The 26,318-nt window shown below is 57.1% G+C and carries 23 protein-coding genes; 14 read left to right on the forward strand and 9 right to left on the reverse strand.

What is annotated here, in order from left to right:
* Positions 1–8: 8 nt before the first annotated feature.
* The 5 genes from H1Y61_RS20130 to H1Y61_RS20150 form a co-directional block, all read right to left on the reverse strand.
* Entirely contained in the window at positions 9–1,091 is a 1,083-nt protein-coding gene (locus tag H1Y61_RS20130; RefSeq protein WP_180574587.1) for an ABC transporter ATP-binding protein, read from the reverse strand.
* 60 nt (positions 1,092–1,151) lie between these two features.
* A complete protein-coding gene (locus H1Y61_RS20135; RefSeq protein WP_180574588.1) occupies positions 1,152–1,976 on the reverse strand; it encodes a carbohydrate ABC transporter permease in 825 nt (274 codons plus the stop codon).
* Positions 1,973–2,896 (reverse strand): carbohydrate ABC transporter permease, encoded by a 924-nt coding sequence (locus H1Y61_RS20140; RefSeq protein WP_235680910.1) that lies wholly within the window; start codon positions 2,894–2,896, stop codon positions 1,973–1,975. The genes H1Y61_RS20135 and H1Y61_RS20140 overlap by 4 nt, the downstream gene beginning before the upstream one ends.
* Complete coding sequence (locus H1Y61_RS20145; protein ID WP_180574589.1) at positions 2,896–4,197, reverse strand: ABC transporter substrate-binding protein; 1,302 nt, start codon at positions 4,195–4,197, stop codon at positions 2,896–2,898. The genes H1Y61_RS20140 and H1Y61_RS20145 overlap by 1 nt, the downstream gene beginning before the upstream one ends.
* 195 nt (positions 4,198–4,392) lie before the next feature.
* Positions 4,393–5,064, reverse strand: a complete 672-nt coding sequence (locus H1Y61_RS20150; protein WP_174112261.1) for a FadR/GntR family transcriptional regulator — start codon at positions 5,062–5,064, stop codon at positions 4,393–4,395.
* Between the two features lie 166 nt (positions 5,065–5,230).
* Between H1Y61_RS20150 and H1Y61_RS20155 the strand changes: the two genes are divergently transcribed.
* The 7 genes from H1Y61_RS20155 to H1Y61_RS20185 all read left to right on the forward strand — a co-directional run bounded on the left by H1Y61_RS20155 (position 5,231) and on the right by H1Y61_RS20185 (position 13,373).
* Positions 5,231–6,805 (forward strand): sugar ABC transporter ATP-binding protein, encoded by a 1,575-nt coding sequence (locus H1Y61_RS20155; RefSeq protein ID WP_180574590.1) that lies wholly within the window; start codon positions 5,231–5,233, stop codon positions 6,803–6,805.
* Complete coding sequence (locus tag H1Y61_RS20160; RefSeq protein WP_197971655.1) at positions 6,798–7,847, forward strand: ABC transporter permease; 1,050 nt, start codon at positions 6,798–6,800, stop codon at positions 7,845–7,847. The genes H1Y61_RS20155 and H1Y61_RS20160 overlap by 8 nt, the downstream gene beginning before the upstream one ends.
* Positions 7,848–7,944: 97 nt before the next feature.
* Complete coding sequence (locus tag H1Y61_RS20165) at positions 7,945–8,886, forward strand: ABC transporter substrate-binding protein (RefSeq protein ID WP_070147936.1); 942 nt, start codon at positions 7,945–7,947, stop codon at positions 8,884–8,886.
* Positions 8,887–8,954: 68 nt separating this feature from the next.
* Positions 8,955–9,959: an aldo/keto reductase gene (locus tag H1Y61_RS20170; protein ID WP_180574591.1), complete on the forward strand. Its 1,005-nt coding sequence runs from the start codon at positions 8,955–8,957 to the stop codon at positions 9,957–9,959.
* A 2-nt stretch (positions 9,960–9,961) separates the two neighbouring features.
* On the forward strand, positions 9,962–10,774 hold the full coding sequence (locus H1Y61_RS20175; RefSeq protein WP_180574592.1) for an amidohydrolase family protein: 813 nt from the start codon (positions 9,962–9,964) through the stop codon (positions 10,772–10,774).
* A 242-nt stretch (positions 10,775–11,016) separates the two neighbouring features.
* Positions 11,017–12,306, forward strand: coding sequence for an L-fuconate dehydratase (locus H1Y61_RS20180; protein ID WP_180574593.1), 1,290 nt, complete (start codon positions 11,017–11,019; stop codon positions 12,304–12,306).
* A 53-nt stretch (positions 12,307–12,359) separates the two neighbouring features.
* Entirely contained in the window at positions 12,360–13,373 is a 1,014-nt protein-coding gene (locus H1Y61_RS20185) for a zinc-binding alcohol dehydrogenase family protein (protein WP_180574594.1), read from the forward strand.
* 66 nt (positions 13,374–13,439) lie between these two features.
* On the opposite strand, the gene H1Y61_RS20190 is transcribed toward H1Y61_RS20185, so the two are convergent.
* The 3 genes from H1Y61_RS20190 to H1Y61_RS20200 all read right to left on the reverse strand — a co-directional run bounded on the left by H1Y61_RS20190 (position 13,440) and on the right by H1Y61_RS20200 (position 16,203).
* A complete protein-coding gene (locus H1Y61_RS20190; RefSeq protein WP_070163452.1) occupies positions 13,440–14,048 on the reverse strand; it encodes a J domain-containing protein in 609 nt (202 codons plus the stop codon).
* Positions 14,049–14,167: 119 nt separating this feature from the next.
* Entirely contained in the window at positions 14,168–15,538 is a 1,371-nt protein-coding gene (locus H1Y61_RS20195; protein ID WP_174112253.1) for a sensor histidine kinase, read from the reverse strand.
* Positions 15,535–16,203, reverse strand: a complete 669-nt coding sequence (locus tag H1Y61_RS20200) for a response regulator transcription factor (RefSeq protein WP_071206971.1) — start codon at positions 16,201–16,203, stop codon at positions 15,535–15,537. Before H1Y61_RS20200 ends, H1Y61_RS20195 begins: the two co-directional genes overlap by 4 nt.
* 353 nt (positions 16,204–16,556) lie before the next feature.
* On the opposite strand from H1Y61_RS20200, the gene H1Y61_RS20205 reads away from it, so the two are divergent.
* Together H1Y61_RS20205 and H1Y61_RS20210 are read left to right on the forward strand one after the other, a co-directional pair.
* Positions 16,557–17,051 carry a hypothetical protein gene (locus tag H1Y61_RS20205; RefSeq protein WP_180574595.1) on the forward strand — a complete coding sequence of 165 codons (495 nt, stop codon included), beginning with the start codon at positions 16,557–16,559 and terminating at the stop codon, positions 17,049–17,051.
* A 69-nt stretch (positions 17,052–17,120) separates the two neighbouring features.
* Positions 17,121–17,522, forward strand: coding sequence for a hypothetical protein (locus tag H1Y61_RS20210; RefSeq protein ID WP_180574596.1), 402 nt, complete (start codon positions 17,121–17,123; stop codon positions 17,520–17,522).
* Between the two features lie 111 nt (positions 17,523–17,633).
* On the opposite strand, the gene H1Y61_RS20215 is transcribed toward H1Y61_RS20210, so the two are convergent.
* Complete coding sequence (locus H1Y61_RS20215; RefSeq protein WP_180574597.1) at positions 17,634–18,551, reverse strand: AraC family transcriptional regulator; 918 nt, start codon at positions 18,549–18,551, stop codon at positions 17,634–17,636.
* Positions 18,552–18,742: 191 nt separating this feature from the next.
* Here H1Y61_RS20215 and melA point away from each other — a divergent pair, with 191 nt between their 5' ends.
* From melA to H1Y61_RS20240, 5 genes are all read left to right on the forward strand, one after another.
* Positions 18,743–20,215: an alpha-glucosidase/alpha-galactosidase gene (gene melA / locus H1Y61_RS20220; RefSeq protein WP_180574598.1), complete on the forward strand. Its 1,473-nt coding sequence runs from the start codon at positions 18,743–18,745 to the stop codon at positions 20,213–20,215.
* Positions 20,216–20,329: 114 nt separating this feature from the next.
* The gene (locus H1Y61_RS20225; protein ID WP_180574599.1) at positions 20,330–22,417 is read left to right on the forward strand and encodes an ABC transporter substrate-binding protein; all 2,088 of its coding nucleotides are present in this window, start codon (positions 20,330–20,332) and stop codon (positions 22,415–22,417) included.
* Positions 22,418–22,490: 73 nt separating this feature from the next.
* Positions 22,491–23,504 carry an ABC transporter permease gene (locus H1Y61_RS20230; RefSeq protein WP_012653539.1) on the forward strand — a complete coding sequence of 338 codons (1,014 nt, stop codon included), beginning with the start codon at positions 22,491–22,493 and terminating at the stop codon, positions 23,502–23,504.
* Positions 23,501–24,622, forward strand: coding sequence for an ABC transporter permease (locus H1Y61_RS20235; RefSeq protein WP_180574600.1), 1,122 nt, complete (start codon positions 23,501–23,503; stop codon positions 24,620–24,622). Before H1Y61_RS20230 ends, H1Y61_RS20235 begins: the two co-directional genes overlap by 4 nt.
* A 12-nt stretch (positions 24,623–24,634) precedes the next feature.
* Positions 24,635–26,302, forward strand: coding sequence for an ABC transporter ATP-binding protein (locus H1Y61_RS20240; RefSeq protein WP_180574601.1), 1,668 nt, complete (start codon positions 24,635–24,637; stop codon positions 26,300–26,302).
* Positions 26,303–26,318: the final 16 nt, after the last annotated feature.

Here is a 26,318-nt window from a genome sequence, read left to right on the forward strand (position 1 = left end):
ATGACGTGTCACCGAAGGCGCGCACCGGTGGCCGGATCAAACAGCAGGGCCTTGGACGGATGAAAGCCGGTGTGGATCGTATCGCCGGTCTGCACGGACCGGTCGCCCTTCAGATCAACCGTCAGGGCGTCTTCGCCCCGCATATTGCTGTAGCCGTAGGAAACGCCGCCAAGGCTCTCCACCATGTCCACCCGCAGGTCGAACTGGGCTGATCCGTCAGAGGAAAAATTCTCTGGCCGCATGCCAATGGAAATCTTTGCGCCGGGGGCAAGATCCGCACCCAGTGCAAGCTCGAATTCCACGTCCTTGAACTCGCTGAGCTTGACGCGGATTGCCGCTGTGCTGCGCGCCACCACATGACCCGTCAGAAAATTCATGCGCGGCGAGCCGATGAAACCGGCCACGAACATGTTGTCGGGGTCGTCATAAAGGTTGATCGGCGTACCAATCTGCTCGACATTGCCCGCCCGCAACACCACGATCCGATCAGCCAAGGTCATGGCTTCCACCTGATCGTGGGTGACGTAAATCATGGTTGACGCCAGTGACCGATGCAGTTCGGCAATCTCAAGCCGCATCTTCACCCGCAATTCGGCATCGAGATTGGAGAGCGGTTCATCGAACAGGAACACATTGGGATCGCGCACGATGGCCCGCCCGATGGCCACCCGCTGGCGCTGGCCACCAGACAAGGCCGCTGGCTTGCGCCCCAGAAGCGGTGTGATGTGCAAACGGTTTGCCGCCTGTTCCACCCGCCGTCCGATGTCGGCGCTTTTCATGCCCGCCATGCGCAGTGGAAAACCGATATTGTTGCGCACGGTCATATGCGGATAGAGGGCGTAATTCTGAAACACCATGGCCACACCGCGCTCGGTGGGCGTGGCATCGTTGATGCGTTGACCATCGATGAGAATGTCGCCGCTAGTGATCGGCTCAAGCCCGGCAATCATCCGCAGCAGGGTGGATTTGCCACAGCCGGATGGCCCCACAAAGACGGTCAGGGAGCCGTCTTCAAGGTCAAGATCAATGTCATCAATAACCTTCAAGGCACCGTAGCGCTTAGCCACACCTTTGAGTTCAACGGTTGCCATATGATTTCTCCTCCCGATGGCCAGTTTTTGGCCGGGACATGAACACTGTGGATGACACGATCATTCCTTGCCTCCCGAGCGATTGCGGGCGTCTGCCGCGAAGAAGCGCTGAAACACGATGAAGACCACCAGAGGCACCGCCATGGTGACGATGGCCGCCACCGATTGTTGATCTAGGTTGGGCTCAAACGAGCCTGCGATGCGGGCCAACAGCACCGTCAGCGGCACATCGGAGCGCAGATACAGCATGGGCAGCAGCATGGAATTCCAGCACCACAGAAATTGCAGAATGCCCACAGTTGCCATGGGTGTGAGGGAATTGGGTAGAACGACATAAAGAAAGGTGCGGATCGGCGTACAGCCATCAATTTTTGAGGCCTCGATCAATTCACGTGGAAATTCCGCCAGAAAGCTCTGCACCAGAAAGATCGACCAGGCGAAAGACAGCCCGACAAAGGGAATAAGCACGGCCCAGACATTGTCGATCATGTGCAGATCACGCCAGAGCGTAAACAGCGGAATGATCACCACCTGCTGCGGCAAAACGAAAGAATTGACGATAACCAGCAACAGAATGCGCCGTCCGGGAAACTTGAGAAACTGAAAGGCATAGGCCGCAGCCGGTGCCAGAAGAACCGTCAACAACGTCGCAAGCCCTGTCAGTTTCAGGGATGACAAAAAGGCGGGCGCCAGCGGATACTTTGTCCAGACCGTCTGCCAGGCCTCCAGCGTGAAGCGCAGGGTGTGCAGTGACCACCAGCCACCAACGGCAATATCACCGGCAGGCCGGATTGAGGTCAGAACCAACCCGACCACGGGCACAATCCAGAGAATGGCCAAAAGACCGACGAGAACCGGAATCCAGAGAGGAGCACGGGCGTTCATGTCGCCTCCTTGGTGCGCTGACGCAGCAATGGGATCGAGACGAACAGCACGACGGCCAGCAACACGACGGTGGCTGCCGCGCCATAGCCAAGCTTGAACTGCATCATCGATTCCCGAAACATGAAATAGCCAACCGTCTCGGTGGAGCGCACCGGACCGCCGCCCGTCATAACGAAGATCATGTCAAAGGCCCGCAAACTGCCGAGAAGATTGATGAAAACTGCCACTTTCAGCCCCGGCAGCGACAAGGGCAAAATGATGTGGCGCATGATGGAGAGCGGCTTGGCCCCATCAATATAGGCCGCTTCCTTGATGCTTTTGGGGATGGTCTGGATCGAGGCAAAGCAGGTCATCAGCGGCAAGCCCACTTGGGTCCAGGCATAGGCAATCACCAGACATGCGAGGGCCGTGGACGTATCGCCCAGCCACGCGCGGGTCAGGTTTTCCAGACCGAGCGTGTTCAAGACGGCATTCAGCAAGCCGCTTTCTCCCGGCCGGTAGATGCCGAGCCAGATGAAGCCACTGACGGCCTCGGCAATGCCATAGGCGCAGAAGATCATCACACGAAACGGCAATGTGGTGCGCGGGGCCAGCGAACACAGCACCGCCAGACCCCAGCCGATGCCCACGGACAGGGCTGTTGTGCCGACCGTCCAGACGATGGTGGTGATCACAGCCACCCGAAAACTGGCATCCGCCAGCAGGTTTGCGTAGTTGGAAAGCCCGACCCATTTTGCTGGGGCAAGACCGCGAATATCGAAAAACGATAGACGGATCGTATCGATCAACGGATAGACGACAGCGCACAGAAACAACAGCACCATCGGTGCCAGCAGGACGAGAGCCGCTCCCCCATCCGTCTGGAAGAAGCGCCGGCTGGCGCTCCCTCCCGTCCGTGGCAGATCGCTGATGGCCCGCATCAATACGATCCCTTTGCCTTGGCCTCGATCGCCGCCGTCACCCTGTCGATATTGGCATCGCTGGGATCGCCCAGAAATTTCTGAAGCTGAATGCGATACTCATCCGCCAGATCGCCGGGCAGGCCATCACCCAGCACGAAGGCCGTATCCGCCCCGGTCACAAAGGTATTGGACGCCTGAATGGCAGGGCTATAAAGTGCAACATCAACCGCTTTGGAGGAGGATGCTAACCCGCCCTTGGCAATGATGTTGGCACCTTCACGGCTTATGGTGAAGTCCATGAAGGCATCAGCAGCCTCGCTATTGCCGCCGGATGCCAATGCGACAAACTCCTTGGCATCGACACTGGCGGCAGTGTCATGCCCCTGCCCTGTGGCGGGAAACTGGAAAAGGCCAAACTGATCCGGCGCAAGTTTGTAGACGGTCTCGGCGCGGTTGTTGATCCACATTCCCATCTGGAAGAAGCCTGCTTTGCGCTCTTTCAAAACCCGGTCGGAAGCGTTGTCCCACTCTGTTCCAAGCATTGTGGAGGCATCGCCGCAGCAACCGGCGCTCAACAGCTCGCGCCATTTGCGAAGGGCCGCCTTGACGCGATCATCGGTCCAGGGGATCTCGTGGGCCACCAGCTTGCGCGAAAGATCCGCACCGCCCTCGCGTAAGATGAGGGTTTCAAACACTTCGGCATGCGCCCAGGTCTTGGCAGGGACGGCCATTGGCACCACACCGGCACTCTTCAGCTTGGCGATAGTGTCCAGAAATTGCGCCCAATCCTTAGGCGGCGTGGCAATTCCTGCCTTTTTGAAGGTTCCGGTATCATACCAAAGACCGCTACGGTCGCCATAAGTGAAGGTAACGCCGTAGAGTTGGCCGGAGACAGAGCCAAGATCCTTCCAGCTGTTGTCAAGTCGCTCTCCCCATTTCATGGCGGAATAGGCATCATCCAGCGGGCGCAAAAGGCCGGCGGTGACAAGTTCTGTGCGGAAAGCAGGCCACGTATTGATCATCAGATCGGCCTTTTCGCCGCCCATCAACGAAGTGCGAAGCCCGCCACGCGGATCGCCAGACCATGTCACCGGCACTTCCTTGATTTTTACATCCGGATATTTGGCCATGAAGGCTTTTTCCAGATTTTGGATCACCTCAAGGTCAGACCCCGCCATCCATTGCAGGATGACCAGATCGCCTTTGGGCTGGGCGAGCACCGAACCGCTTGAGGCCAATGCAAGAGTAAATGCTGCCAAAGTGAGACGCGCGCAGCGTGACGCATCCCCGGCGATAGCCGTGAAACTGGTAGTCATCATAGGGGCTCCTCCTCCCGTTATGACGCCATACTGTCATCTAAAATGAAACGATGTCAACTAAATTGACTCTGCCGAAGACAACTGGTGAACTCAGGCAAGGCTTGGGCAAAGCCAAGCTGTCCAATTTCATGGCTTATTTGTTTATTTTTCAATATTTTGAAGCAGAACAGGCGAGCCGAGAGATCATACTGCCAGTCAACTCTCCAACCATCGCCGTCGTGATGCCGTCAGATGCGCATACATTGCAGCCTGTGCTGCGAGCGGGTCTCGCGCTTCCAGCGCAGTCAGAATTGCCTCATGCTCGATCAGCGCCAGTGACCAGGTTTCGGGCGTCTCAAAACGGCCCCGTATATGGTCCGAGATAGGACTATGGCGTTCGTCAAAGAGATTGGCGACGATCTCCGCCAGAACCGAATTGCCCGATTGTTCGGCGATGGTCAGATGAAACTGGCGGTCCTGATCGATCGGCTTGTGACCCTCGGCAATCTCCTGACGCATCTCTTCGACAATCCCGGCAAGCGCCGCAAAAACCGCATCGGTCATTGCGGCAGCGGCCTTAACGATAACGGCACTTTCAATGACGGCACGCGCCTGCATCAACTCTGTCGGGCTCTCCCCCAATGAGCGCCCCGCGACGGCGGACTTGCTGGCGGATAAGACATAAATACCCGACCCCATACGAATCTCGATGGTTCCGTCAATTTCCAGCGCAATCAACGCCTCGCGCAAGGACGGTCGCGAGACCCCAAGGGTTTGCGCCAGCTCACGTTCCGGTGGCAGCCGCGACCCTGCCGGATAAGGGCCGCTTTGGATCAGATGCCGAACTTGATCAGCAATCTGTTGGTAAAGACGTTTGGGCAATGTCATTTTGGTCAGTCCAATTTAGAGAATTTCATCAATAAAACGATATTTATCCGAGATATTGCCACGCATGCAAGCACGAAAGAATAATTGGCTTGACCAATTATTGCGGCATGCCCTATGTCTGTTTATTGAAAGTCTGGGAGGCTTTCACGAACTGGAGGACATCGCGATGGGAGGAGTGTCGCTTGCCGCTGGCGAGTGCAAACCCGCGCCGCTGCTTTTAAAACTGGAGGGCGTCACCAAGGAATTCCCTGGTGTGAAGGCCCTGCAGGACGTCAGCCTTGATGTCAGGGCCGGTGAAGTCCATGCGGTTTGCGGAGAGAATGGAGCCGGAAAATCCACGCTGATGAAGATCATCAGCGGCGTCTACCAGAGAGACGCTGGCAACATGATCTACAAGGGCGAGACGGTTCATTTCACCTCCACATTGCAGTCGGAAGCAGCCGGAATTGCCATCATCCATCAGGAACTCAACCTTGTTCCGCATCTCTCCGTTGCCGAAAACATCTATCTTGCGCGGGAACCACGGCTAAGTTTTTTGGGTGGGGACTTCATGGTCAACAGGCGCACGCTGCGCCAGGACGCCAAGCGATGCCTGGACCGGCTGGGGGTCGATATCAATCCCGATGCGCAAGTGCGCACGCTCTCCGTCGCGCAGCGGCAGATGGTCGAGATTGCCAAAGCCCTTTCGCTCAACGCCTCCGTTCTCATCATGGATGAACCGACCTCCTCGCTGACGCAACAGGAAGCCCAGCTTCTGTTTCGCGTCATCCGTGACCTGAAACGCGAGGGAACCGGTATCATCTACATCTCACACCGGCTCGACGAAATGGCAGAGATCGTTGACCGTGTCACGGTGCTGCGCGATGGGCGCTACATCTCGACGGATGATTTCGATGCGATCACCGTGGACTATATCGTCGCCCGCATGGTGGGCCGCTCGCTGGAAGAGAAATTCCCGGCACCGACCCGTTCGCCAAGCAATGACACCATCTTTTCCGTTTCGGGTCTTACCCGCCATGGCGTTTTCTCCGATATCGGCTTTGAACTGCGCCGCGGCGAAATTCTAGGCTTTGCAGGATTGATGGGTGCAGGCCGGACGGAAGTGGCCCGCGCGATCTTCGGAGCCGATCCGTTCGACAGCGGATCAATCCTGCTCGAAGGCCGGCCCCTTTCGATTTCCGACCCGCGTTCGGCCATTGACGCAGGGCTTGCCTATCTTTCCGAGGACCGCAAGGCGGGAGGTCTGGCCGTCAAGATGCCGGTCGATGCCAATCTGATGATGGCCAACATGGAGGCCGTCTCCAATCCTTTCGGCGTGATCGACAAGGAACTACACCGCCAGTCGAGCCAGCACTATGTCGATCTGCTCAATATCAAAACGCCCAGCTTGAACCAACCCGTCCGCCTGCTGTCGGGCGGCAACCAGCAGAAGATCATTATTGGCAAGTGGCTGTTCCGGCAGCCGAAGATCATGTTCTTTGATGAGCCGACGCGAGGCATTGATGTGGGTGCCAAGCTCGCCATCTACCGGCTGATGGATGAGCTTGCCGCCAAAGGCATCGGCATCATTCTGATCAGTTCCGAGCTTCCAGAAATCCTCGGACTATCGGACCGCGTTGCGGTTTTCCACGAAGGCCGCATCACCGCAACACTGACGACGCGCGAGACGTCGCAAGAAGAGATCATGCTGTATGCCTCCGGCCGTGTCCGGGAGCGCGCGCGAGGAATGACCCATGGCTGAGATCATCACCGACAAGCCACCGCAGGCGGACCAGAAAAAGGGCCAGACAAAAGGACTGAGCGACCGGCAGAAGGATATCATACAGAAATTTGCAGCGCTTGGCTGCCTGGTCGTTCTGGCCGCCGTGTTTGCTCTTACATCCAATGCCTTCCTGAGCGTCAACAACGGCATGACGATTGCGCTTCAGGTAACGTCGATTGCCTTTCTCGGCATCGGGGCAACCTATGTCATCATCACCGGGGGCATTGATCTTTCGGTCGGCTCCGTGCTGGCGCTGGCCGGGGTGGTCGCCGCCCTTGCCGTCAAGGAACTCGGCGCGCCGGTGTGGATCGGCATGTTGCTCGGCGTTCTCACCGGCACGGCCTGCGGCGTCATCAATGGCCTGGTGATTACCAGGCTGAAGCTGCCGCCGTTCATTGCCACCCTTGGCATGATGCTGATTGCACGGGGCGTAGCGCTGCAAATTACCGGCGCACGGGCGGTCTCAGGCCTTGGGGAATCCTTCGGCGTTCTGGGCAACGGCTCGCTGCTGCGCTTTGAAAGCATCGACGATCAAGGATTTCCGCTGGTCAGCTTTCCGGGCATTCCCTATCCCGTGGTACTGATGGTCATCATTGCCGTGGCCGCAGCCTTCGTGCTGAACCGAACCGTGCTTGGCCGGCATATCTATGCCACCGGCTCGAATGCGGACGCCGCCCAGCTTTCAGGCGTCAATGTCGCCCGCGTCACCGCCTTCACCTATATCGTTTCCGGCACGCTGGCCGGTCTCACCGGCTGCGTGCTGATGTCTCGTCTCGTCACCGCCCAGCCGAATGAAGGCGTGGCCTATGAGCTGGATGCAATCGCTTCGGCAGTGATAGGCGGAACCTCGCTGATTGGCGGTGTCGGCACGATTTCCGGAACCTTCATCGGCGCCTTTGTCATCGGCATCCTGCGCAATGGCCTGAACATGAACGGCGTCTCCGCCTTCACCCAGCAGATCATTATAGGCCTGGTCATTCTCGGCACCGTCTGGATCGACCAGATCCGCAATCGAAAATAATACCCGCCGTCAGGCGGGGACAGAACGAACATGGGAAGGGAGGAGCCTTCCCCCGCATCGGTCCCCGGCAGGGCCCGTCACACTGAGGAGGAAAAATATGCGTAAACTAGCCTTGGCCCTTGCGGCTTCAGTCTTTACACTGTCGGGCGCGCTCACCGCTTCGGCGGGCGAAATCGCCGTGATCGTCAAGACCGTCAACTCCACCTTCTGGCAGAACGTCCAGAAGGGCGCGGATGCCGCGATTGGCAAGCAGAAGGCGCACACGATGACCTTCCAGGGTCCGGCTGCGGAATCCGCCATTGCCGATCAAGTCAACATGGTCGAAAACGCCGTGAACCGGAAGGTCGATGCCATCCTGCTTGCGCCATCCGACCCGGACGCACTGGTTCCGGCGGTGAAGAAGGCCTGGGAAGCCCGCATTCCCGTCGTCATCATTGACTCGATGCTCTCGAAGGATGCCGAGAAATATTACCAGGCCTTCCTGGCAACGGACAACAAGGCCGCCGGCGAACTGGCGGCCAAGGCGATGATCCAGAAGGTCGGAACCGAAGGCAAGATCGCCGTGATGTCGTATGTTGCAGGTGCCGGTTCCGAAATCGGCCGTGTTGGCGGTTTTACCGACTATATCAAGGCCAACTCGAAACTCCAGATCGTCGGTCCCTACTATTCGCAGTCGCAAATGGCGACCGCATTGAACCAGACGACCGACGTTCTTGCTGCCAATGCCGATCTGAAGGGCATTTTCGGAGCCAATGAACCTACTGCCATCGGCATGGGCCGGGCGATCAAACAGGCTGGCAAGACTGGCAAGCTCGTCGCTATCGGCTTTGACGGCAACCAGGACCTTCAGGAATTCGTCAAGGACGGCACGCTGGAAGCCACCGTCGTCCAGGGTTCCTATCAGATGGGTGAAAAGGGCGTGGATACGCTTTTGAAGCTTCTCTCGAAGGAAAAGGTCGAAAAATTCATCGATACCGGCGTCGTGGTCGTCACCAAGCAGAACATCGACAAGCCAGAAGCCAAGAACGTTCTTTACTAATGTAATTGCGGCACGCGGGTTTCTCCCGCGTGCCGTTTCCCCGGATTTTCCAGTGTATAGGCAGGACAATGCAGGTCAACGACAGGCGCACGCTGCGCAATCGCGATGTTTCCTTCACGGTGATGGGTCTGGGCTGTGCGCAGATGGGCAATCTCTATCGCTGGACGAGTTATCAGGAAGCGCTCGGGGCCTTCGATGCCGCCTGGGATGCGGGCATTCGTTACTTCGATACCGCACCCTTCTATGGCTACACCCGCTCCGAACGCAGGCTCGGAACGATGCTGACCGAGCATGAGCGCGCAGACTACGTGCTCTCCACCAAGGTGGGCCGCGTGATGGTCCCCGATGAGACCGTCGGACCAGAGGAAGACACCTATATTCAGCCCCTGCCCTTCCGTCCGGTCTACGATTACACCTATGACTCCATTCTGAAATCCTTTGAAGCAAGCCAGCAGCGCACGGGCGTGCTGAAGCCTGACATTCTCTATGTCCACGACATCGGCCAGATGACGCATGGTGACAAGCACGGGCATTATTGGGAACAGTTGACCAAGGGCGGCGGTTTCAAGGCGCTCGGTCAATTGCGCGACGCTGGCCTCGTCAAGGCCATCGGCCTCGGTGTCAATGAGTGGCAGGCGGTCTGGGATGCCATGGATGCCTTCGATATCGATGTCGCCATGCTGGCCGGGCGCTATACGCTGCTGGAACAGGACAGCCTGACGCTGCTTGACCGGGCGGAAAAAGCCAATGTTGGGATCGTCGTGGCCGGGGTCTTTAATTCGGGCCTGCTGGCGGGAAACCGCAAGTTCAACTATGCCGAGGCACCCGCCGACATTCTTGCCCGCGTCGCCGAAATCGAAGCGGCATGTGCCGCTGAAGGCGTTTCGCTACAGGCGGCGGCCTTGAATTTTCCGCTGCTGCATCCCGCCGTCGTCTCCGTGGTATCCGGCGTCCGCAACGCCGAGCAGATCAGTGCCAACGTCGCCTGGATGCAGGAAGACGTCCCCTCCTCCGTGTGGCGATCCCTGAAGGACAAGGGCATTATCGCCGATGGCGTCCCAATCGGAGCGTGACCATGATCATCGATGCCCATCAGCATTTCTGGCTCATGAAAAACCGGCAAGGCCAATGGCCTCCGCCGGAGCTTGCCGCCATCTACCGGGACTTCGGGACCGTAGACTTAGAGCCGCAACTGTCAGCGACGGGCGTTGGGGGAACGGTTCTGGTTCAATCACTGCCGAGCATCGATGACACGCAATTCCTGCTGGATCTGGCGCAACACCATGATTTCATTCTCGGCGTGGTGGGCTGGATTGACCTGAAGGCGGCGGATGCGGCCACTCTCATCACGGAACTGGCGACCTATCCAAAGCTGAAGGGCCTGCGCCCGATGGTGCAGGATATTGCCGAGGATGACTGGATCGACGATCCCGCACTCGACCCGGCCATCGGGGCGATGCTGGCGTCAGATCTCACCTTCGATGCTCTGGTTCTGCCCCGCCATCTCGCACCATTGGAGAGGTTTGCGCGCCGTCATCCCGCTCTGCCTATCGTCATTGATCACGGTGCAAAACCCGTCATCGCGCAAGGGCTCTACAGCGACTGGCGCACGGCCATGACACGGCTTGCCGATCTGGAAAACATCTCCTGCAAACTGTCCGGCCTGCTGACCGAAGCCGGTTCGCAGCAGCCCGAAGCCATTCGCCCCTATGCCGAAACGATCCTCGAACTTTTCGGGGCGGACCGGGTGATGTGGGGCAGCGACTGGCCGGTACTGAACCTCGTCAGCGATTACCAAAGCTGGTTTGCCCAGGCCCGGGCCATCGTGCCGGAAGCCACCCATGATCGGGTGTTTTGTGAAAATGCCCGCCGCTTCTATGGCCTTTGAGGGACTCATAATACCAAGTCTCGAAGATGCTCACGCATCCTCGACTTGAAAAAGTTTCGAATATCTCAAATGCATCAAGGGCTTGAGATATTCGAAAGTGGTATACGAAGAGTCATTTTCAATGACTCTTCGTATAATGACCCGTTTTTAAGTGAGCAGAAGAAGGCACCAATGCTTGTTTCAATTTGCAGGCCCGGCTCGAAAGCGCATCATCGCTTTGCAGACCTGCCCGAGAGGCTGATATGACCCGCATTACCAATCTACATGTTTTCGACCTGCGCTTTCCGACATCCGCAAGCCTCGACGGCTCCGATGCCATGAACCCGGACCCGGATTATTCGGCAGCCTACGTGGTCCTCGAAACGGATGAGCCGGGCCTGGAAGGCCATGGACTCACCTTCACCATTGGCCGCGGCAACGATATCTGCTGTATGGCAATCAAGGCCATGCGCCATCTGGTGGTGGGCGTGGATCTCGCAGAAGTGCGCGCAGCACCTGGCCAGTTCTGGCGAAAGCTGACCGGCGATAGCCAGTTGCGGTGGATCGGACCTGATAAGGGTGCCATGCATCTGGCAACAGGCGCTGTCGTCAATGCCTTCTGGGATGCCATGGCAAAGCAGGCCGGTCTGCCGGTTTGGCGGTTCGTATCGACCATGTCGCCGGAGGAAATCGCCGACATCGTCGATTATCGCTATCTCACCGATGCACTGACCCGTGAGGAAGCTGTCGATATCCTGCGCAAGGCGGAAGACGGCAAGGGGGACCGCATCGCGCTTCTCAAAAAGCAAGGCTATCCCTGCTACACAACCTCGGCCGGATGGCTGGGATATGACGATGACAAGCTGCGCCGTCTGGCACAGGACGCCATCGACCAGGGTTTCAATCATATCAAGATGAAGGTTGGACGTGATCTCGAGGACGACATTCGTCGCCTGACGATTGCCCGCGAGGTGATCGGGCCGGACCGTTATCTGATGGTCGATGCCAATCAGGTCTGGGAAGTCGGACAGGCCATCGACTGGATGAAAAAGCTCGCCTTTGCCAAACCTTTTTTCATCGAGGAGCCAACCAGCCCGGACGATGTGGCAGGGCACCGCAAGATCCGCGATGCCATTGCGCCGATCAAGGTCGCAACCGGCGAGATGTGCCAGAACCGCATCATGTTCAAGCAATTCATCACCGAGGGGGCGATCGACATCGTGCAAATCGATTCCTGCCGGATGGGCGGGCTCAACGAAGTTCTGGCCGTGCTGTTGCTGGCTGCGAAATACGAAAAGCCCGTCTGGCCACATGCTGGTGGCGTCGGGCTGTGTGAATATGTCCAGCATCTTTCGATGATCGACTACATCGCGGTCTCCGGCAGCAGAGAGGGCCGCGTGATCGAATATGTAGACCATCTGCACGAGCACTTCATCGATCCCTGCGTCATCCAGAACGCCGCCTACATGCCACCGTCCCGTCCCGGCTTTTCCATCGAGATGAAGCCGGAATCGATTGCTGGCTATACGTTCCCCACGCCAAAGGCAGTCTGACGCGTCAGCTTCCCAACACGCGACCCGTCATCCACTGAATAAAGGACATCCTGATGAAAGCGCTCATCTGCGAAGAACCCGGCCGCCTCTCCCTTATCGAGCGCGCGCCGCCACCGCGTGCAGAAAACGAGGTTCTCGTGCGCATCCGCCATGTCGGTATCTGTGGCACGGATTTTCACATCTATGCGGGCAAGCATCCCTTCCTGGAATATCCTCGCGTCATGGGACATGAATTGTCGGGAACGGTTGCGGAGGCGCCCGCAGGCAGCCGGCTGAAGACCGGGGATGCCGTCTATATTGTCCCCTATCTGTCCTGCGGTGCCTGCCATGCCTGCCGCAAGGGTTTGTCGAATGCCTGCCAGAATATCCGGGTTCTTGGCGTTCACTGTGATGGCGGCATGGCCGAATATGTGAGCGTGCCAGAAGAAAACGTCGTACCAACGGGTGGCATTTCACTCGCTGACGCCGCGATGATCGAGTTTCTGGCCATCGGGGCTCATGGTGTCAAACGCGGTAACATCGGACACGAGGATCGTGTTCTCGTCACCGGTTCCGGGCCGATCGGCATGTCGGCAATCATCTTTGCCAAGGCAAGAGGCGCGCATGTGACTGTTATGGATACCCGCGAGGATCGCCTGGCCTTTGCCGTGGATCGCCTCATGGCGGATCAATCGCTGTTTGCCGATACTTCCGCCGAGGCCGAAGTCGAGCGGATGACGGGTGGCGATGGTTTCGATGTGGTGATCGATGCCACCGGCAATGCCATTCCGATGCAGCGCGGTTTCAATTTCCTCGCCCACGGCGCACGCTACGTCCTGCTCTCCGTCGTTCGTCAGGACATCACCTTCTCTGATCCGGAATTCCACAAGCGCGAGGCAACGCTGATTGCCAGCCGCAATGCCCAACCCGACGATTTTGCCGAAGTCGTCCGCCAGATTGAGGCTGGCAAGGTGCCGACGCGGGCTTTGAACACCCATACCGGCCACCTTGATGATGGCGTCAAGCTTTTTAAGGAATGGTCCCAGCCTCAAGCCGGTGTGATCAAGGCCATCCTGGAGATTGGCTAGGTTCAGTGATTGGCAATTCGGGAGAAAGACCGCACTTGAACCTGCCTGTTCTTTCGTGTCCTACACTCAACAAAATCCGTTGAGCTTAAGGATTTTATGGGCGTCGATCGAAGCCTGAAGCTTATCCTCGGAGTTTCGATCGCCGTTATTTGCATCCGGATGATGCATTTTGAGCTTCTGCTTATAGCGGCTTCTGATCTCTTCCGGCGTTGCATCCGGCGAAAGGCCAAGGGTCTCGAAAGCCTTTGCTTCCAGCACCTTGAGCTTACGACGCTGAGTATCCAATTTTTCCGCCTGGCGCTGTGCAGCGCTTTTACGTGCGTTTGTCGCCTTTGCAGAGCCGGAGCGGGCCGTAGAAGGGAGCGGAATTTCCGACGGCTTATTGACGCTGGTCCCCCACGTCTGCAGCTTGCCGCTCGCCGCATCCTTCTGATAGCGCGCCGTTACAGGGTCGGAGAGATTCGGTGCGAAATTGTAACCTTTGGTGTAGGTTTTCACATGATCGGCACAGAACAGCAGATAGAGGCCCTCGGCAATTTGGCCGACAGGAGCGCGATGCGTTCCAGCCTTGTCGCAGCCATCCCATTGGCATTTCGGGCCTGTCGATCCACGGTCTGGAGCAGGCTTTTTACGTGTCGACCGGAGGCCAACAAAAATCTTTGAATCAGAGGTCATGCTGCCTTATATGGCTTTACCGCTGCGGTCGGCAAGGAATTTGGACAAGGGTGCTTTACAGAAAATGCGTCAGCCGTCACGATTGGTTGACCAGTCAAGATAAGCGGCACTTCATCAGGTTATTGGACGGAACCTTTGGCGGCTGGAAGTGCAAGCACCGCACGCAGGCCAGTCGGGTCAATCCGCTCCAGTTCAAACGATCCCCCATAGAGACCGGCCATTTCCGTTACAATCGTCAGACCAAAACCATCGCCAGGAACCCGTTCGTCTTCCCGAACCCCAGGCAGTAGAACTGTATGGAGACGCTCCAACGGGATGCCGGGGCCATCGTCTTCGACGCTGATCCTCACCATGGGTCCATCCCGCTCAGCAAGAACTGAAACATGCTCCGATGCCCACTTGAAGGCGTTGTCGATCAGGTTGCCCAACATCTCCTCGACATCCTTGTCGTCGCAGGCGACACACAATCCATCCGCCACTTCGGTTTGAAAGGTGATGCCACGATCCGCATGGATCAGGCTGATCGCGCCATAGACGTCGGCAATTGACTGAGCCACATTGGTGCGCGCAACCGAAGCCGCCGATGCCATCACCCGACGGGCGGCACTGAGATGGTGCTTGATCCTGTTGTCTATTTTAGCGACGAGGTCGCGCAGCGAACCGTCCTGATCGTTGCCGCTATCAAGCGCCAGCAGCAGGCTGGCGACGGGTGTCTTCAATCCGTGCGCCAGATTGGCAAATTGAATGCGTGTTGCGGCCAGTCTCTCGTCATTGGCCTCAATCAACGCATTGGTCTTTGATGCCAGTGGCGCGAGTTCGATGATGGGCATATCGGGAAGCCGAGACCTTTCTCCACGATTGATGGCGTCGATGTCGGCTGCCATCGATGTGAGGGGGCGAAGGCCAAAGCGGATCTGCCAGAGCGTGCCGATCATCAGCACAGCGCCCAACAGCAGCATGCTGGGTGCCAGCCACAGCAAAGCGCGAATAGCGGGATCGGCGAGCGCTGCTTGAGGCGCGGACACTGTAATCGTCATGATGGCGCCACCGACATCACGGGTGCTCTGACGCAAATAGAGCGTTCGCCCATGGTCATGACCCTCTCCAGGGGTCGGCGTGGCGGTGATCATCTGGAAGAAATCTTGGCTTAGTGGCGGAGTGTCTATGGTTCCACCCAACAGCGAACGTGAGGTGAGCTGCTGCCCCATGCTCTCGATCTGCCAATACCAGCCTGATCCGGGGCGATCGAACGGCGGTGCGTCCAGCGGTGTGGAAAGCGTGAGCCTACCGCCTTTATCCCGCACCACCGCACTGGCTAGCGCGCTGATCTGGGTATCGAGGCGCTGATCGATCTGCTCGCGGATGACGGTTTTGAGCGCCAACCACAGAACGGCAGACGCCACCACGAGGGCCAAAGTCACGAAGATGCCGGAAAAAATCAGCAGTCGTCCGGCAATTGATCTGGGGCGGTTGAGCGTAGGAAATGTCATGGTTGCACTGGCGCTGTCAGCATATAGCCCCGACCGCGGACGGTCTCGATAATGTCAGAACCAAGCTTCTTGCGCAGCCTTGCGATGATGACTTCGATGGAGTTGGAATCCACCTCAGCGTCTCCGTCGTAAACCCGCTCATTCAACTCGCGCCGATCAACAACCATCTCCTTTCGGAGCATGAGGCACGATAATACCCGCCATTCCAGCGCAGTCAGTTTGACTGGAAGCCCATTCAGCTCAAACGTGCCGAGTTGAGCATCAAACATCAGCGCGCCACAGCAAATGCGCGAAGAAGCATGGCCGGTTGCGCGGCGAACCAAGGCCCGCAGCCTCAGCACCAGCTCTTCGATTTTGAACGGCTTTGCAAGGAAGTCGTCGGCACCGGCCTTGAAGCTCGATACCTTGTCCGGCCAGCCGTCACGCGCCGTCAGGACAAGAACAGGGAGATTGCGTTCGCTTTCGCGCCACCCCTTTAGAACCGTGACGCCATCGATCTTCGGTAACCCGAGATCAAGCACGGCAATATCGAACAACTCGGTCAGTCCGGCATGGAGCGCGTCCTCGCCATTGCGGGCGATGTCGACCACGAAGTTCTCCGACCTCAGCGCAGTGGCGATCCGGCCACTCAGGTCTTCATCGTCTTCGACGAGCAGTACGCGCATGAGAACTAACTTTCATTTGTAGGAGAAGAGCCAGACTTATCGAAAATGGCTGAACTGAATCTGAACCAGAAGGTTCAGCGGGGTAACGGCAGATGGAGCGTAGATTGCCCTGGAGTTTGTCAGGGGAAGTGGAAACCGGTTTTCCTGAAAAGACAAACGAGCACGACAGACCCTAGTGCATCGATCCAAACGGAGGCATCAGCCGAGTTTGGAAAAATCGATGCATAAACAAAAAATGAGTGCACGAAAGCATGAACGAAGTGAATGCGTCAGTGCACTAAACCATTTCCAACACAGTATGCAGCGGTTTTGCAGTTGGAAATGCTCTGGTCAATCACCAAGGAGAATGAACGATGACGGTCGAACATCCCAGCGACGAGCATCCGGAAAAGGCTGGCAGGCCTGCTCCTCCGCACGAGCGACGAAAACGATACTGGATGACGCTTCCTGCAATCGCCGTGGCGCTCGCCATCGGCGCGGTTGGAGGTGCCGGTGCCATGAAGCTGGTGCACCCCGCTCCCGAAATGGCCCCCTTGTCTCCTGTTGCTATCTCAACGATGCCGACATCAAGCCTGGTCACCATCAAGGGAAAAGTTGTCGATATTTATGGCAACAAGTTCATCCTGCAGGACGACAGCGGCAAGGCCCTGGTCGAAACCGGTCCTGCTGGAGACAGTGGCGACCTTGTCACGAAGGATGACGTCGTGACCATCCAGGGTCGGTTCGACGACGGTTTCGTGCGTGCGAGTTACCTGGTCGATAGCAGCGGGAAAACCGCGGCTCTTGGTCCTCCCGGTCCGCCGCCCCATAGGGCGTTCGGTGACTTTGCTCATAGACCTGCCCCCTGAGCAATTTGAACCAAAACTGGTTTGTCACGTTAAGTGATGGGCTTTCCACCCCACCAAAGGATAGAACCTATGAAACGATACATTCTTTCCGCCGTCGCTCTTGCTGCCCTTGCCAGCACCGCATTTGCCCAGCAGCCCCCAGCACCACCACCGCCGCCGCCAGCCCCGCCCATTGCAGGCGGCATGGCTCCCGACGCCGATGTCGCACCACCACCACCACCACCGCCAGCGGGCATGCCCGGTGGACCGGAAGAGCGTGCAGGACCTCCTCCACGTGGCCCAGAAGGCCCGATGGGTCCCCATGGCCATCGCCCACCACCGCCGCCAGCACCCTCAAAGGCAGCGCATTTCCGGGTCGAGGATGGCGACACCAGAATTGATATCAAATGTGCTGACGACGAGCCGATGAAGGCCTGTGCCGATATCCTGCTTCAGGTTATTGATCGGTTGAACGGCCCTGCGCATCCCTAAGCATTTAGAATCCTTGTTGTCGCACGGTTCGGTAGCCGTGCGACAACAAGCCCCGACAAAACTGGTAAAACCGACTGCGCCTCATCATTGGCTCAGGTCAGGCCTATGAAATCAAGCCGGTTTTGTCTCGGCCTCAACAACGCTCTTCACCATGCTCGAGTACATTCCGGTCGTCCGGAACTCGGTCGGACTGGCGCCGAAATGCCGCCTGAAAACCTTGGAGAAATAGTTCGGCTCTTCGAAGCCGCACATCGTTGATATCTCCTTTACGGAGAGATGCGAGCCTTTTGTCAGCAGTTTGACTGCTCTTTTCAGACGTTTGTGTAGCACGAATTCCGCTGGCGGCATGCCTTCGCTCGCAGCAAAGACCCGTGAGAAATGGGCCCGACTGAGACCAGACACTGCCGCCAGTTGCTCAACGGAGAGAGACTGATCCAGATTGGCCGAGATATGATCGATCACATGCTGCATTGTGCGATATTCTGCGCTCAAGGCCGGGTGTGAGCCGAAAACATCGTCATAAAGCGCCATGGCCGCCTCATAGGCGATTGCCGAGGCCCGCCCCGGCGTGTCCGCGCCTCCGGCAATGAGACGTTGGCTGCAATCGGCAAGATGCTCGACGGTCTGCTGGTTCAGGTTGAGAATAGGTCCCATGGCCGTGAGGATCGCGTTATGGATTCGCAGCGCTTCCTCGCCATTCATCGAAATCCAGAAGAACTCCCAGCGTCCTCCGGGCTCCAGCCAATATCGATGATTATGCGGCACCACGAGCAGCAATGTCTGGCCCGGCGTGACCCGATAGATGCTGTTTTCATAGCGCAGGTTTCCAGCACCCGAGATCGTGTATTGAAGAACGGTAAACGGTGTTTGCCCACGCTTCCTGCCATCCCAGTCATAGGTGGCATCGCTGCGCACTTCATAGCCTGTGCTGGTGGGCATTGTATGCAGGCTATGGCGGCCCCGAGGCAGCGAAACGGTGCGCATGATCGGCCCAGCGTCAATCATCATCTTTAGCACAGAATTACCCATGAAAGCATAATACCTCTCTGGTGGTCTGAACGATTTTACAGATAATGCCGATCAAGAGGAAAATATACATTGATCCTAGCAATATTCGCAAGGAATGCGACCGGCACTTGACGGGACGCTTCATTCCGCCTGTGCGAATCAATTTTACCCTCTCGGGACAAAACGGTCTAACACATGTGGAGGAGCATTGTATGAGCAGCTTCAAGATCGCCATCATCGGGGCTGGTAGCGTCGGCTTTACCAAGAAACTTTTCACCGACCTTTTGAGTGTGCCGGAGTTTCACGATGTGGAATTTGCGCTCACCGATATCAGCCAGCACAATCTTGATATGATCAAGACAATTCTGGACCGGATTGTCGAGGCAAACAGGCTTCCTGCCAAGGTGACGGCGTCTACGGATCGCCGCGATGCCATTTCGGGTGCGCGCTATATTATCAGCTGCGTGCGCGTCGGCGGTCTTGGGGCCTATGCCGATGATATCAGAATTCCGCTGAAATATGGTGTCGATCAATGTGTGGGCGATACGATTTGCGCCGGCGGCATTCTCTATGGCCAGCGCAATATTCCGGTCATCCTGGATTTCTGCAAGGATATCCGTGAACTGGCCGAGCCGGGAGCAAAATTCCTCAACTATGCCAACCCCATGGCGATGAATACCTGGGCGGCGATTGACTATGGCAAGGTCGATACGATCGGGCTTTGCCACGGTGTGCAGCATGGTGCAGAGCAGATCGCCGAGATTTTGGGTGCCGGTCCGGGCGAGCTGGATTACATTTGCTCCGGCATTAATCACCAGACATGGTTTGTCGATGTGCGCCTCAAGGGCCGCAAGATTGGCAAGCAGGAGCTGATCGATGCCTTTGAGGCCCATCCGGTGTTCTCGCAGCAGGAAAAACTGCGTATCGATGTCTTGAAACGCTTCGGGGTCTATTCAACCGAGAGCAACGGCCATCTGTCGGAATATCTGCCTTGGTATCGCAAGCGGCCTGAAGAGATTACCCGTTGGATTGATATGTCCGACTGGATTCACGGCGAAACCGGCGGTTATCTGCGCTATTCCACTGAGACCCGCAACTGGTTTGAAACCGAGTTTCCGCAGTTTCTGGAAAGTGCGGGCAAGCCGCTGGACCCCGCCAAGCGCTCCAATGAACATGCCAGCCATATTCTGGAAGCACTGGAAACCGGGCGGGTTTATCGCGGCCATTTCAATGTGAAAAACAATGGCATCATCACCAATCTGCCGTTGGATGCGATTATTGAATCGCCCGGATTTGTGGATCGCTTCGGCATCAATATGGTGGCGGGCATAACCTTGCCGGAGGCCTGTGCGGCCACCTGCATTTCGTCAATCAATGTGCAGCGCATGTCGGTCCATGCCGCCATTTCGGGGGATATTGATCTGTTGAAACTGGCGGTGCTGCATGATCCGCTGGTGGGGGCGATCTGCACGCCGGAAGAAGTGTGGCAAATGGTGGATGAGATGGTGGTTGCCCAGGCTGAATGGCTACCGCAATATGCCCATGCCATTCCTGAAGCCAAAGAACGGCTGAGCCGAGGTACCGTCAAGACCCGCGATTGGAAGGGCGTTGCCCGGCGCGATGTGCGTTCCATTGATGAATTGAGGGCCGAAAAGGAAGCGACAAAGCTGAAGGCCACAAGCTGATCCAGACATAGACATGTCATCCGGTTTCTGAGGAGGGGCCGGATGACATGACCCGCGAGGGAGCGCCGCGCATTTTGCGGCACAGCTATAAGAAGTGAGGAGGGAACAACCATCATGAAAAGCGTCACCCATACCGCAAAGACTGCTGCCCTGTTGCTGGGCGTGTCGGCTTTTGCTGTTGCAGCCTTTGCGTCTGAGCCCACCGTCGTGCCCGAGGCTCCTCCCTTTCCGGGACAAGGCAAGATCACCTATGTGCCGCGGGATTCCATTGAGGAGTTCAAGGCTCTTCCGAGTTACAGCGAGCCGGATTGGGTGACAGAAAAATTCGTCAAAACTGGTAAACTGCCACCGGTGAAGGAGCGCCTACCGAAAGAGCCACTGGTGTTCAAGACCGGCAATATGCCCGATGGCATCGGTGTCTATGGCGATACCTTGCGCCACGTGATTGGTGGCAGGCCCGAGGGCTGGAACTATTCAGCGGGCCAGACCCAAGGCTGGGGTGGTATCGACATTGCCATGTCGGAATGCCTGACGCGTACAGCTCCGCTGTTTCAGGTGAAGGCCGATGATGTTGAGCCTTTGCCCAATCTCGCCAAGAGCTGGGATTGGTCGGCGGATGGACACAAGTTGACCATGCATCTGATTGAGGGCGCAAAATGGTCGGATGGCGTGCCGTTCACCTCCGATGATGTGATGTTCTACTGGAATGACAATGTTCTGGACAGAAATGTCACGCCCTTGAACGGCGCAACGCCCGAAACCTTTGGTGAAGGCACGACACTGAAGGCCATTGATGATTATACCGTCGAATGGACCTTCAAAGAGGCATTTCCGCGGCAATATCTGTTCGCCATGGCTTACGGAACATTCTGCCCCGGCCCTGCCCATATTCTCAAAACCAAACACCCCAAATATGCCAAGGACTTCACCTATGATCAGTATAAAAACGGCTTTCCGCCTGAATATATGAACATTCCGGTGATGGGGGCCTGGGTACCATTGTCCTATCGTTCTGATGATATGATCGTGCTGCGCCGCAATCCCTATTACTGGAAGGTGGATGAGCAGGGGCATCAACTGCCCTATATCAATGAGCTGCATTACAAGCTCTCCACATGGGCCGACCGCGATGTGCAGGCGATTGCTGGCTCCGGCGACCTGTCCAATCTTGAGCAGCCGGAGAATTTTGTCGAAAGCCTGAAGCGGGCAGCGCAGCCATCTGCCCCTTCCCGCCTTGCCTTTGGCGCGCGTCTGATTGGCTATAATCTGCGGCTCAACTATTCGGCCAATGGCTGGGGTGATCCCGATGCGCGTGGCCAGGCCGTGCGCGAGCTGAACCGCAATCCCGATTTCCGCAAAGCCATTACCATGGCACTGGATCGTAAGAAGATCGGGGAATCGCTGGTCAAGGGACCGTTCACCGCCATTTATCCGGGCGGATTGTCGTCAGGAACGAGCTTTTATGATCGCCAGTCAACGATCTATTATCCCTTCGATCTGGCCGGTGCCAAGGTGTTGTTGGCCAAGGCCGGGCTGAAGGATACCGATGGCGACGGCTTCGTCAATTTCCCGGCGGGCGTGGCGGGTGGTCAGGATGTGCAGATCGTTCTTCTGTCCACCTCAGACTATGGAACCGATCGCAATCTTGCCGAAGGCGTGATTGGCCAGATGGAAAAGCTTGGCCTAAAAGTGGTGTTGAACTCAATGGATGGTGTCAAACGTGATCAGGCCAATTTTGGCGGCCGGTTCGACTGGATGGTCCGCCGCAATGATCCCGACATGACATCCGTGGTGCAAAACACCGCGCAATTGGCGCCGACCGGGCCACGCACCAGCGGGCATCACCGCGCGGGGAAGGACGGCACGGTTGATCTGATGCCCTATGAGAAGCAGCTGGTTGCCATCGTCAACAGGTTCATCTCGTCTCAGGACAATGTTGAGCGACGGGATTTGATGAAACAATATCAGAAAATTGCCACCGAAAACGTCGATACCATCGGACTGACGGAATATCCGGGTGCGCTGATCATCAACAAGCGGTTCTCCAACGTTCCGGTGGGTGCGCCGATTTTCATGTTCAACTGGGCGGAAGACACCATTATCCGCGAACGCATGTTTGTGACCGCCGACAAGCAGGGTGATTTTGAGCTGTTCAAAAACCAGCTTCCCGGCAAACCCGGTGAAAACAAACCTCTCAACTGATCAGCAGCGCTTCAGCCTGTGACTGTTTCGCAGGCTGAAGACACCCCTCTGAAACATTGGAGAGTGTGTTCCCATGTTCCGATTTCTGCTTGTGCGCATTGCTTCTGCCATACCTGTGCTGTTTGTTCTCAGCGTTGTGACCTTTGCCATCATCAAGGCCCCTCCGGGGGATTACAGCGACTACATCCGTTCCCAGATGATCAATCAAGGCGGCGCATCGTTTGAAGCCGCCGATGCGCAGGCGCAGGCCTATAAAATTGCCAATGGGTTGGATAAACCGATCCCCATCCAATACATCAACTGGATCACCGGCATCGTCACCCGGGGCGATTTTGGCCATAGCCTGTTCTACAACAAACCTGTGTCGGAAGTGGTGGGCGAGCGCTTGCCCCGGACATTGGCGCTGGCGCTTGTCTGCCATATCCTTGCCTCCATCATTGGCATCACCTTCGGCATACTGGCAGCAACCCGGCAATATACCTGGGTGGATAGCCTGCTCTCCGGCATCTCGTTTCTCGGCATGACCGTGCCACGCTTTTTGATGGCGCTGATCATCGTCTACATCATGGTGTTCCATTTCAATGCTACGGAAATCAACAGCTTCAACTCTGCCAAATATGGTGGAGCGCCATGGTCCTTTGCCAAATTCCTCGACCTCTTGCAGCATGTATGGCCGGTGATTGCCATCGCCACCTTTGGCGGGCTGGCCTATAATATGCGGGTCATGCGCGGCAATCTGCTGGATACGCTGAACGCGCAATATGTCGAAACCGCCCGCGCCAAAGGCCTGAGCGAGCGACAGGTGATCTTGCGCCATGCGGTGCCAAATGCGCTGCATCCGCTGATCATGTATCAGGGCGTCGTGCTGCCCTATATGCTCACCGGCGAGATTGAAACCGCGATTATTTTTGCCCTGCCCACCGTTGGCCCGGCCATTGTTGGCTCCATGTGGGTGGGCGATGTCTATGTCACGGCAACCTTCATGCTGGTTTTGTCGGCCACGTTGATTGTGGGCAATATCATTGCCGACATGCTGCTCGCACTCCTTGATCCACGGGTAAGATTGGGCGGAGGAGCGCACGCATGAAAGCCGATGTTCAAACCGTAGCCATGTCCTCTCCCGCCAATAATTCACACAGCAACGAAACCTATCTGGCGCTGGTCTGGCGGCGTCTTCGGCGATCGTGGACTGGGATGATGGGCCTTGTGCTCGTCTGCCTGCTGATGCTGATGGTGGTATTTGCCGAGTTTTTCGCTCCCGTTGATCCGAAGCTGACCGGCACAGCCTTTGCGCCACCGCAGACCATCAGCATCACCGACCAAGAGGGCAATTTCGTATGGCCCCGCACTTATCCACTGGGAGAAAGCACGGCGTTTGACCCTATTACCTTCCAACCCATTTCTGGGCTGGACTTTGAAAACCCCGTCAACCTTGGCTTTTTCGTCAAGGGTTTCAGCTATAAACTGTTCGGTCTTTTGCCCACTGATCGCCATTTCTTCGGTGCAACGGATGGCACACCAGTGAATTTTCTTGGCACCGATAAATTTGGCCGCGATGTGCTGTCACGTATCTTTTACGGCTCCCGCGTGTCGTTGATGATTGCCTTGACGGTGGTGTCTATTGTCACCGTGGTGGGTACAACGGTCGGCATGGTCTCTGGCTATTATGGTGGCCAGTTCGATACCTGGATGCAGCGTTTTGTGGAGCTGGTTCTGGCCTTTCCGCAATTGCCGCTTTATCTGGCACTGACGTCGCTGATCCCGGTGACCGCTCCCACCAATGTGTTTCTGGGCTTTGTCATCATCGTCATGTCCGCACTGGGCTGGGCGCAGATGTCGCGCGAAGTGCGCGGCAAAACACTGGCGCTGGCGCGCATTGATTATGTGCGGGCTGCCATGGCCATCGGGGCCACGGATCGGCGCATCATTCTGCAGCATATTTTTCCCAATGTGATGAGCCATGTCATCGTGTCCGTCACACTGGCCATTCCAAGCGTAGTTCTGCTGGAATCCTTCCTTGGCTTTCTGGGTTTTGCGGTCAAGCCGCCGCTGATTTCCTGGGGCCTGATGTTGCAGGATACCTCGACCTATTCCGTCATTGGGTCCTATCCGTGGATCCTGTCTCCCGTGGCCTTCGTGCTGATCACCGTCTTTGCGTTCAATGCGCTGGGTGATGGGTTGCGCGATGCCGTTGACCCCTATTGAGGAGGCCAAGTCATGGCAAACACCACCAATGCATTGGCACCTGATCAGAGGCACGATCACACCAGCCTTTTCGGCACGCCGATTATCGATGCCCGCCAACTGGCCGTTTCCTTCAAGGTGGAAGGTGGCACAGTCGAGGCGGTCAAGAACGTCTCCTTCCAACTCTACCGGGGCGAAACCATTGCCGTTGTTGGCGAATCCGGCTCTGGTAAGTCGGTCACGGCCCGCAGCATCATGGGGCTGTTGACCAAGCGCGCCACCTTGTCGGCTCGTTCCAGCATTGCCTATGACGGGCAAAACATCCTGAAATTCTCGGATCGTCAGCGCCGGGCGCTGCGTGGCAATCGCATCTCGATGATTTTTCAAGAGCCGATGAGCTCGCTCAATCCGGTCTACACCATTGGCGCACAGATCGTGGAAGCCATCCGCGTGCACCAGAAAATGAGCAGCAAACAGGCTTTTGCGCGCGCATTGGAGCTGTTGCGTCAGGTGCAAATCCCGGAGCCGGAGGCCCGCCTCAACCAATATCCGCATCAATTGTCCGGCGGTCAGCGCCAGCGCATCATGATTGCCATGGCACTGGCCAACAACCCGGATGTGCTGATTGCCGATGAGCCAACCACGGCGCTGGACGTGACCGTGCAGGCGCAGATTCTCAACCTGATCCGCGATTTGCAAAAAAAGCTTGGCATGGCGGTGATCCTGATCACCCACGATCTCACCGTTGTTCGGCAATTCTCGGATTATGTCTACGTGATGCAAAACGGCGAGGTGAAGGAGCACAACACCACAACGGCGCTGTTTGACCATCCGCAGCATCCCTACACCCGCCATCTGCTAGCATCGGAACCCAAGGGCATGGCCAATCCCATGCCGATTGACTCCGCCATCATTCTGGAAGGCCGCGATGTGCGTGTGTCTTTCATGCTCAAGCATGGCGGTTTTTTCAAGCCGCAACTAAAAGAGCTGGTGGCCGTGAACAGCCTTTCCATCACCCTGCACCGCCATGAAACACTGGGTCTGGTGGGCGAGAGTGGTTCCGGCAAAACCACCTTTGGCCAAGCCCTCGTGAAACTCATGAGTGTTGATAGCGGCAAGATCCTGTTTGACGGCCAAGCGATAGAGAACAACAGCCGCGAACAGATGCGGCCTTTGCGCTCCCGTATGCAGGTGGTGTTTCAAGACCCGTTTTCTTCACTCAACCCGCGCATGTCGGTGGGCCAGATCATTGAGGAAGGCCTGACTGTCAACACTATTGGCGCAAGCCGCAGTGAGCGGCTGGACCGCGTGCGCGAGGCGCTGATCAGCGCCGGAATGCCCGGCAACATCCTGTCGCGGTTTCCGCATGAATTTTCCGGCGGCCAACGCCAGCGGATTGCCATTGCGCGGGCGGTGGCGCTCGAGCCGGAATTCATCCTGCTGGATGAGCCGACATCGGCGCTCGATCTCTCCGTTCAGGCCCAGATTATCGACCTGTTGCGCAAGCTTCAGGATGAGAAGGGCCTGAGCTATCTCTTCATTTCCCATGATCTCAAGGTTGTCCGCGCGCTTTGCCACCGGGTTGCGGTGATGCAGCACGGGCAGATCGTCGAGCAAGGACCTGTTGAGGACATTCTCAGCCATCCCAAAACCGCCTACACCCAGCGGCTCGTCAGAGCTGCTTTCAACGTCGCCACATAATCCCTAAGACAGCGAG

This window comes from Agrobacterium vitis (genome assembly GCF_013426735.1).
GTDB classification, from domain to species: domain Bacteria; phylum Pseudomonadota; class Alphaproteobacteria; order Rhizobiales; family Rhizobiaceae; genus Allorhizobium; species Allorhizobium vitis_D.

Coding starts and splice junctions, on each gene's coding strand:
- H1Y61_RS20130 (WP_180574587.1), bottom strand. CDS start 1,091: ATGGCAACCGTTGAACTCAAAGGTGTGGCTAAGCGCTACGGTGCCTTG.
- H1Y61_RS20135 (WP_180574588.1), bottom strand. CDS start 1,976: ATGAACGCCCGTGCTCCTCTCTGGATTCCGGTTCTCGTCGGTCTTTTG.
- H1Y61_RS20140 (WP_235680910.1), bottom strand. CDS start 2,896: ATGCGGGCCATCAGCGATCTGCCACGGACGGGAGGGAGCGCCAGCCGG.
- H1Y61_RS20145 (WP_180574589.1), bottom strand. CDS start 4,197: ATGATGACTACCAGTTTCACGGCTATCGCCGGGGATGCGTCACGCTGC.
- H1Y61_RS20150 (WP_174112261.1), bottom strand. CDS start 5,064: ATGACATTGCCCAAACGTCTTTACCAACAGATTGCTGATCAAGTTCGG.
- H1Y61_RS20155 (WP_180574590.1), top strand. CDS start 5,231: ATGGGAGGAGTGTCGCTTGCCGCTGGCGAGTGCAAACCCGCGCCGCTG.
- H1Y61_RS20160 (WP_197971655.1), top strand. CDS start 6,798: ATGGCTGAGATCATCACCGACAAGCCACCGCAGGCGGACCAGAAAAAG.
- H1Y61_RS20165 (WP_070147936.1), top strand. CDS start 7,945: ATGCGTAAACTAGCCTTGGCCCTTGCGGCTTCAGTCTTTACACTGTCG.
- H1Y61_RS20170 (WP_180574591.1), top strand. CDS start 8,955: ATGCAGGTCAACGACAGGCGCACGCTGCGCAATCGCGATGTTTCCTTC.
- H1Y61_RS20175 (WP_180574592.1), top strand. CDS start 9,962: ATGATCATCGATGCCCATCAGCATTTCTGGCTCATGAAAAACCGGCAA.
- H1Y61_RS20180 (WP_180574593.1), top strand. CDS start 11,017: ATGACCCGCATTACCAATCTACATGTTTTCGACCTGCGCTTTCCGACA.
- H1Y61_RS20185 (WP_180574594.1), top strand. CDS start 12,360: ATGAAAGCGCTCATCTGCGAAGAACCCGGCCGCCTCTCCCTTATCGAG.
- H1Y61_RS20190 (WP_070163452.1), bottom strand. CDS start 14,048: ATGACCTCTGATTCAAAGATTTTTGTTGGCCTCCGGTCGACACGTAAA.
- H1Y61_RS20195 (WP_174112253.1), bottom strand. CDS start 15,538: ATGACATTTCCTACGCTCAACCGCCCCAGATCAATTGCCGGACGACTG.
- H1Y61_RS20200 (WP_071206971.1), bottom strand. CDS start 16,203: ATGCGCGTACTGCTCGTCGAAGACGATGAAGACCTGAGTGGCCGGATC.
- H1Y61_RS20205 (WP_180574595.1), top strand. CDS start 16,557: ATGACGGTCGAACATCCCAGCGACGAGCATCCGGAAAAGGCTGGCAGG.
- H1Y61_RS20210 (WP_180574596.1), top strand. CDS start 17,121: ATGAAACGATACATTCTTTCCGCCGTCGCTCTTGCTGCCCTTGCCAGC.
- H1Y61_RS20215 (WP_180574597.1), bottom strand. CDS start 18,551: ATGGGTAATTCTGTGCTAAAGATGATGATTGACGCTGGGCCGATCATG.
- melA (WP_180574598.1), top strand. CDS start 18,743: ATGAGCAGCTTCAAGATCGCCATCATCGGGGCTGGTAGCGTCGGCTTT.
- H1Y61_RS20225 (WP_180574599.1), top strand. CDS start 20,330: ATGAAAAGCGTCACCCATACCGCAAAGACTGCTGCCCTGTTGCTGGGC.
- H1Y61_RS20230 (WP_012653539.1), top strand. CDS start 22,491: ATGTTCCGATTTCTGCTTGTGCGCATTGCTTCTGCCATACCTGTGCTG.
- H1Y61_RS20235 (WP_180574600.1), top strand. CDS start 23,501: ATGAAAGCCGATGTTCAAACCGTAGCCATGTCCTCTCCCGCCAATAAT.
- H1Y61_RS20240 (WP_180574601.1), top strand. CDS start 24,635: ATGGCAAACACCACCAATGCATTGGCACCTGATCAGAGGCACGATCAC.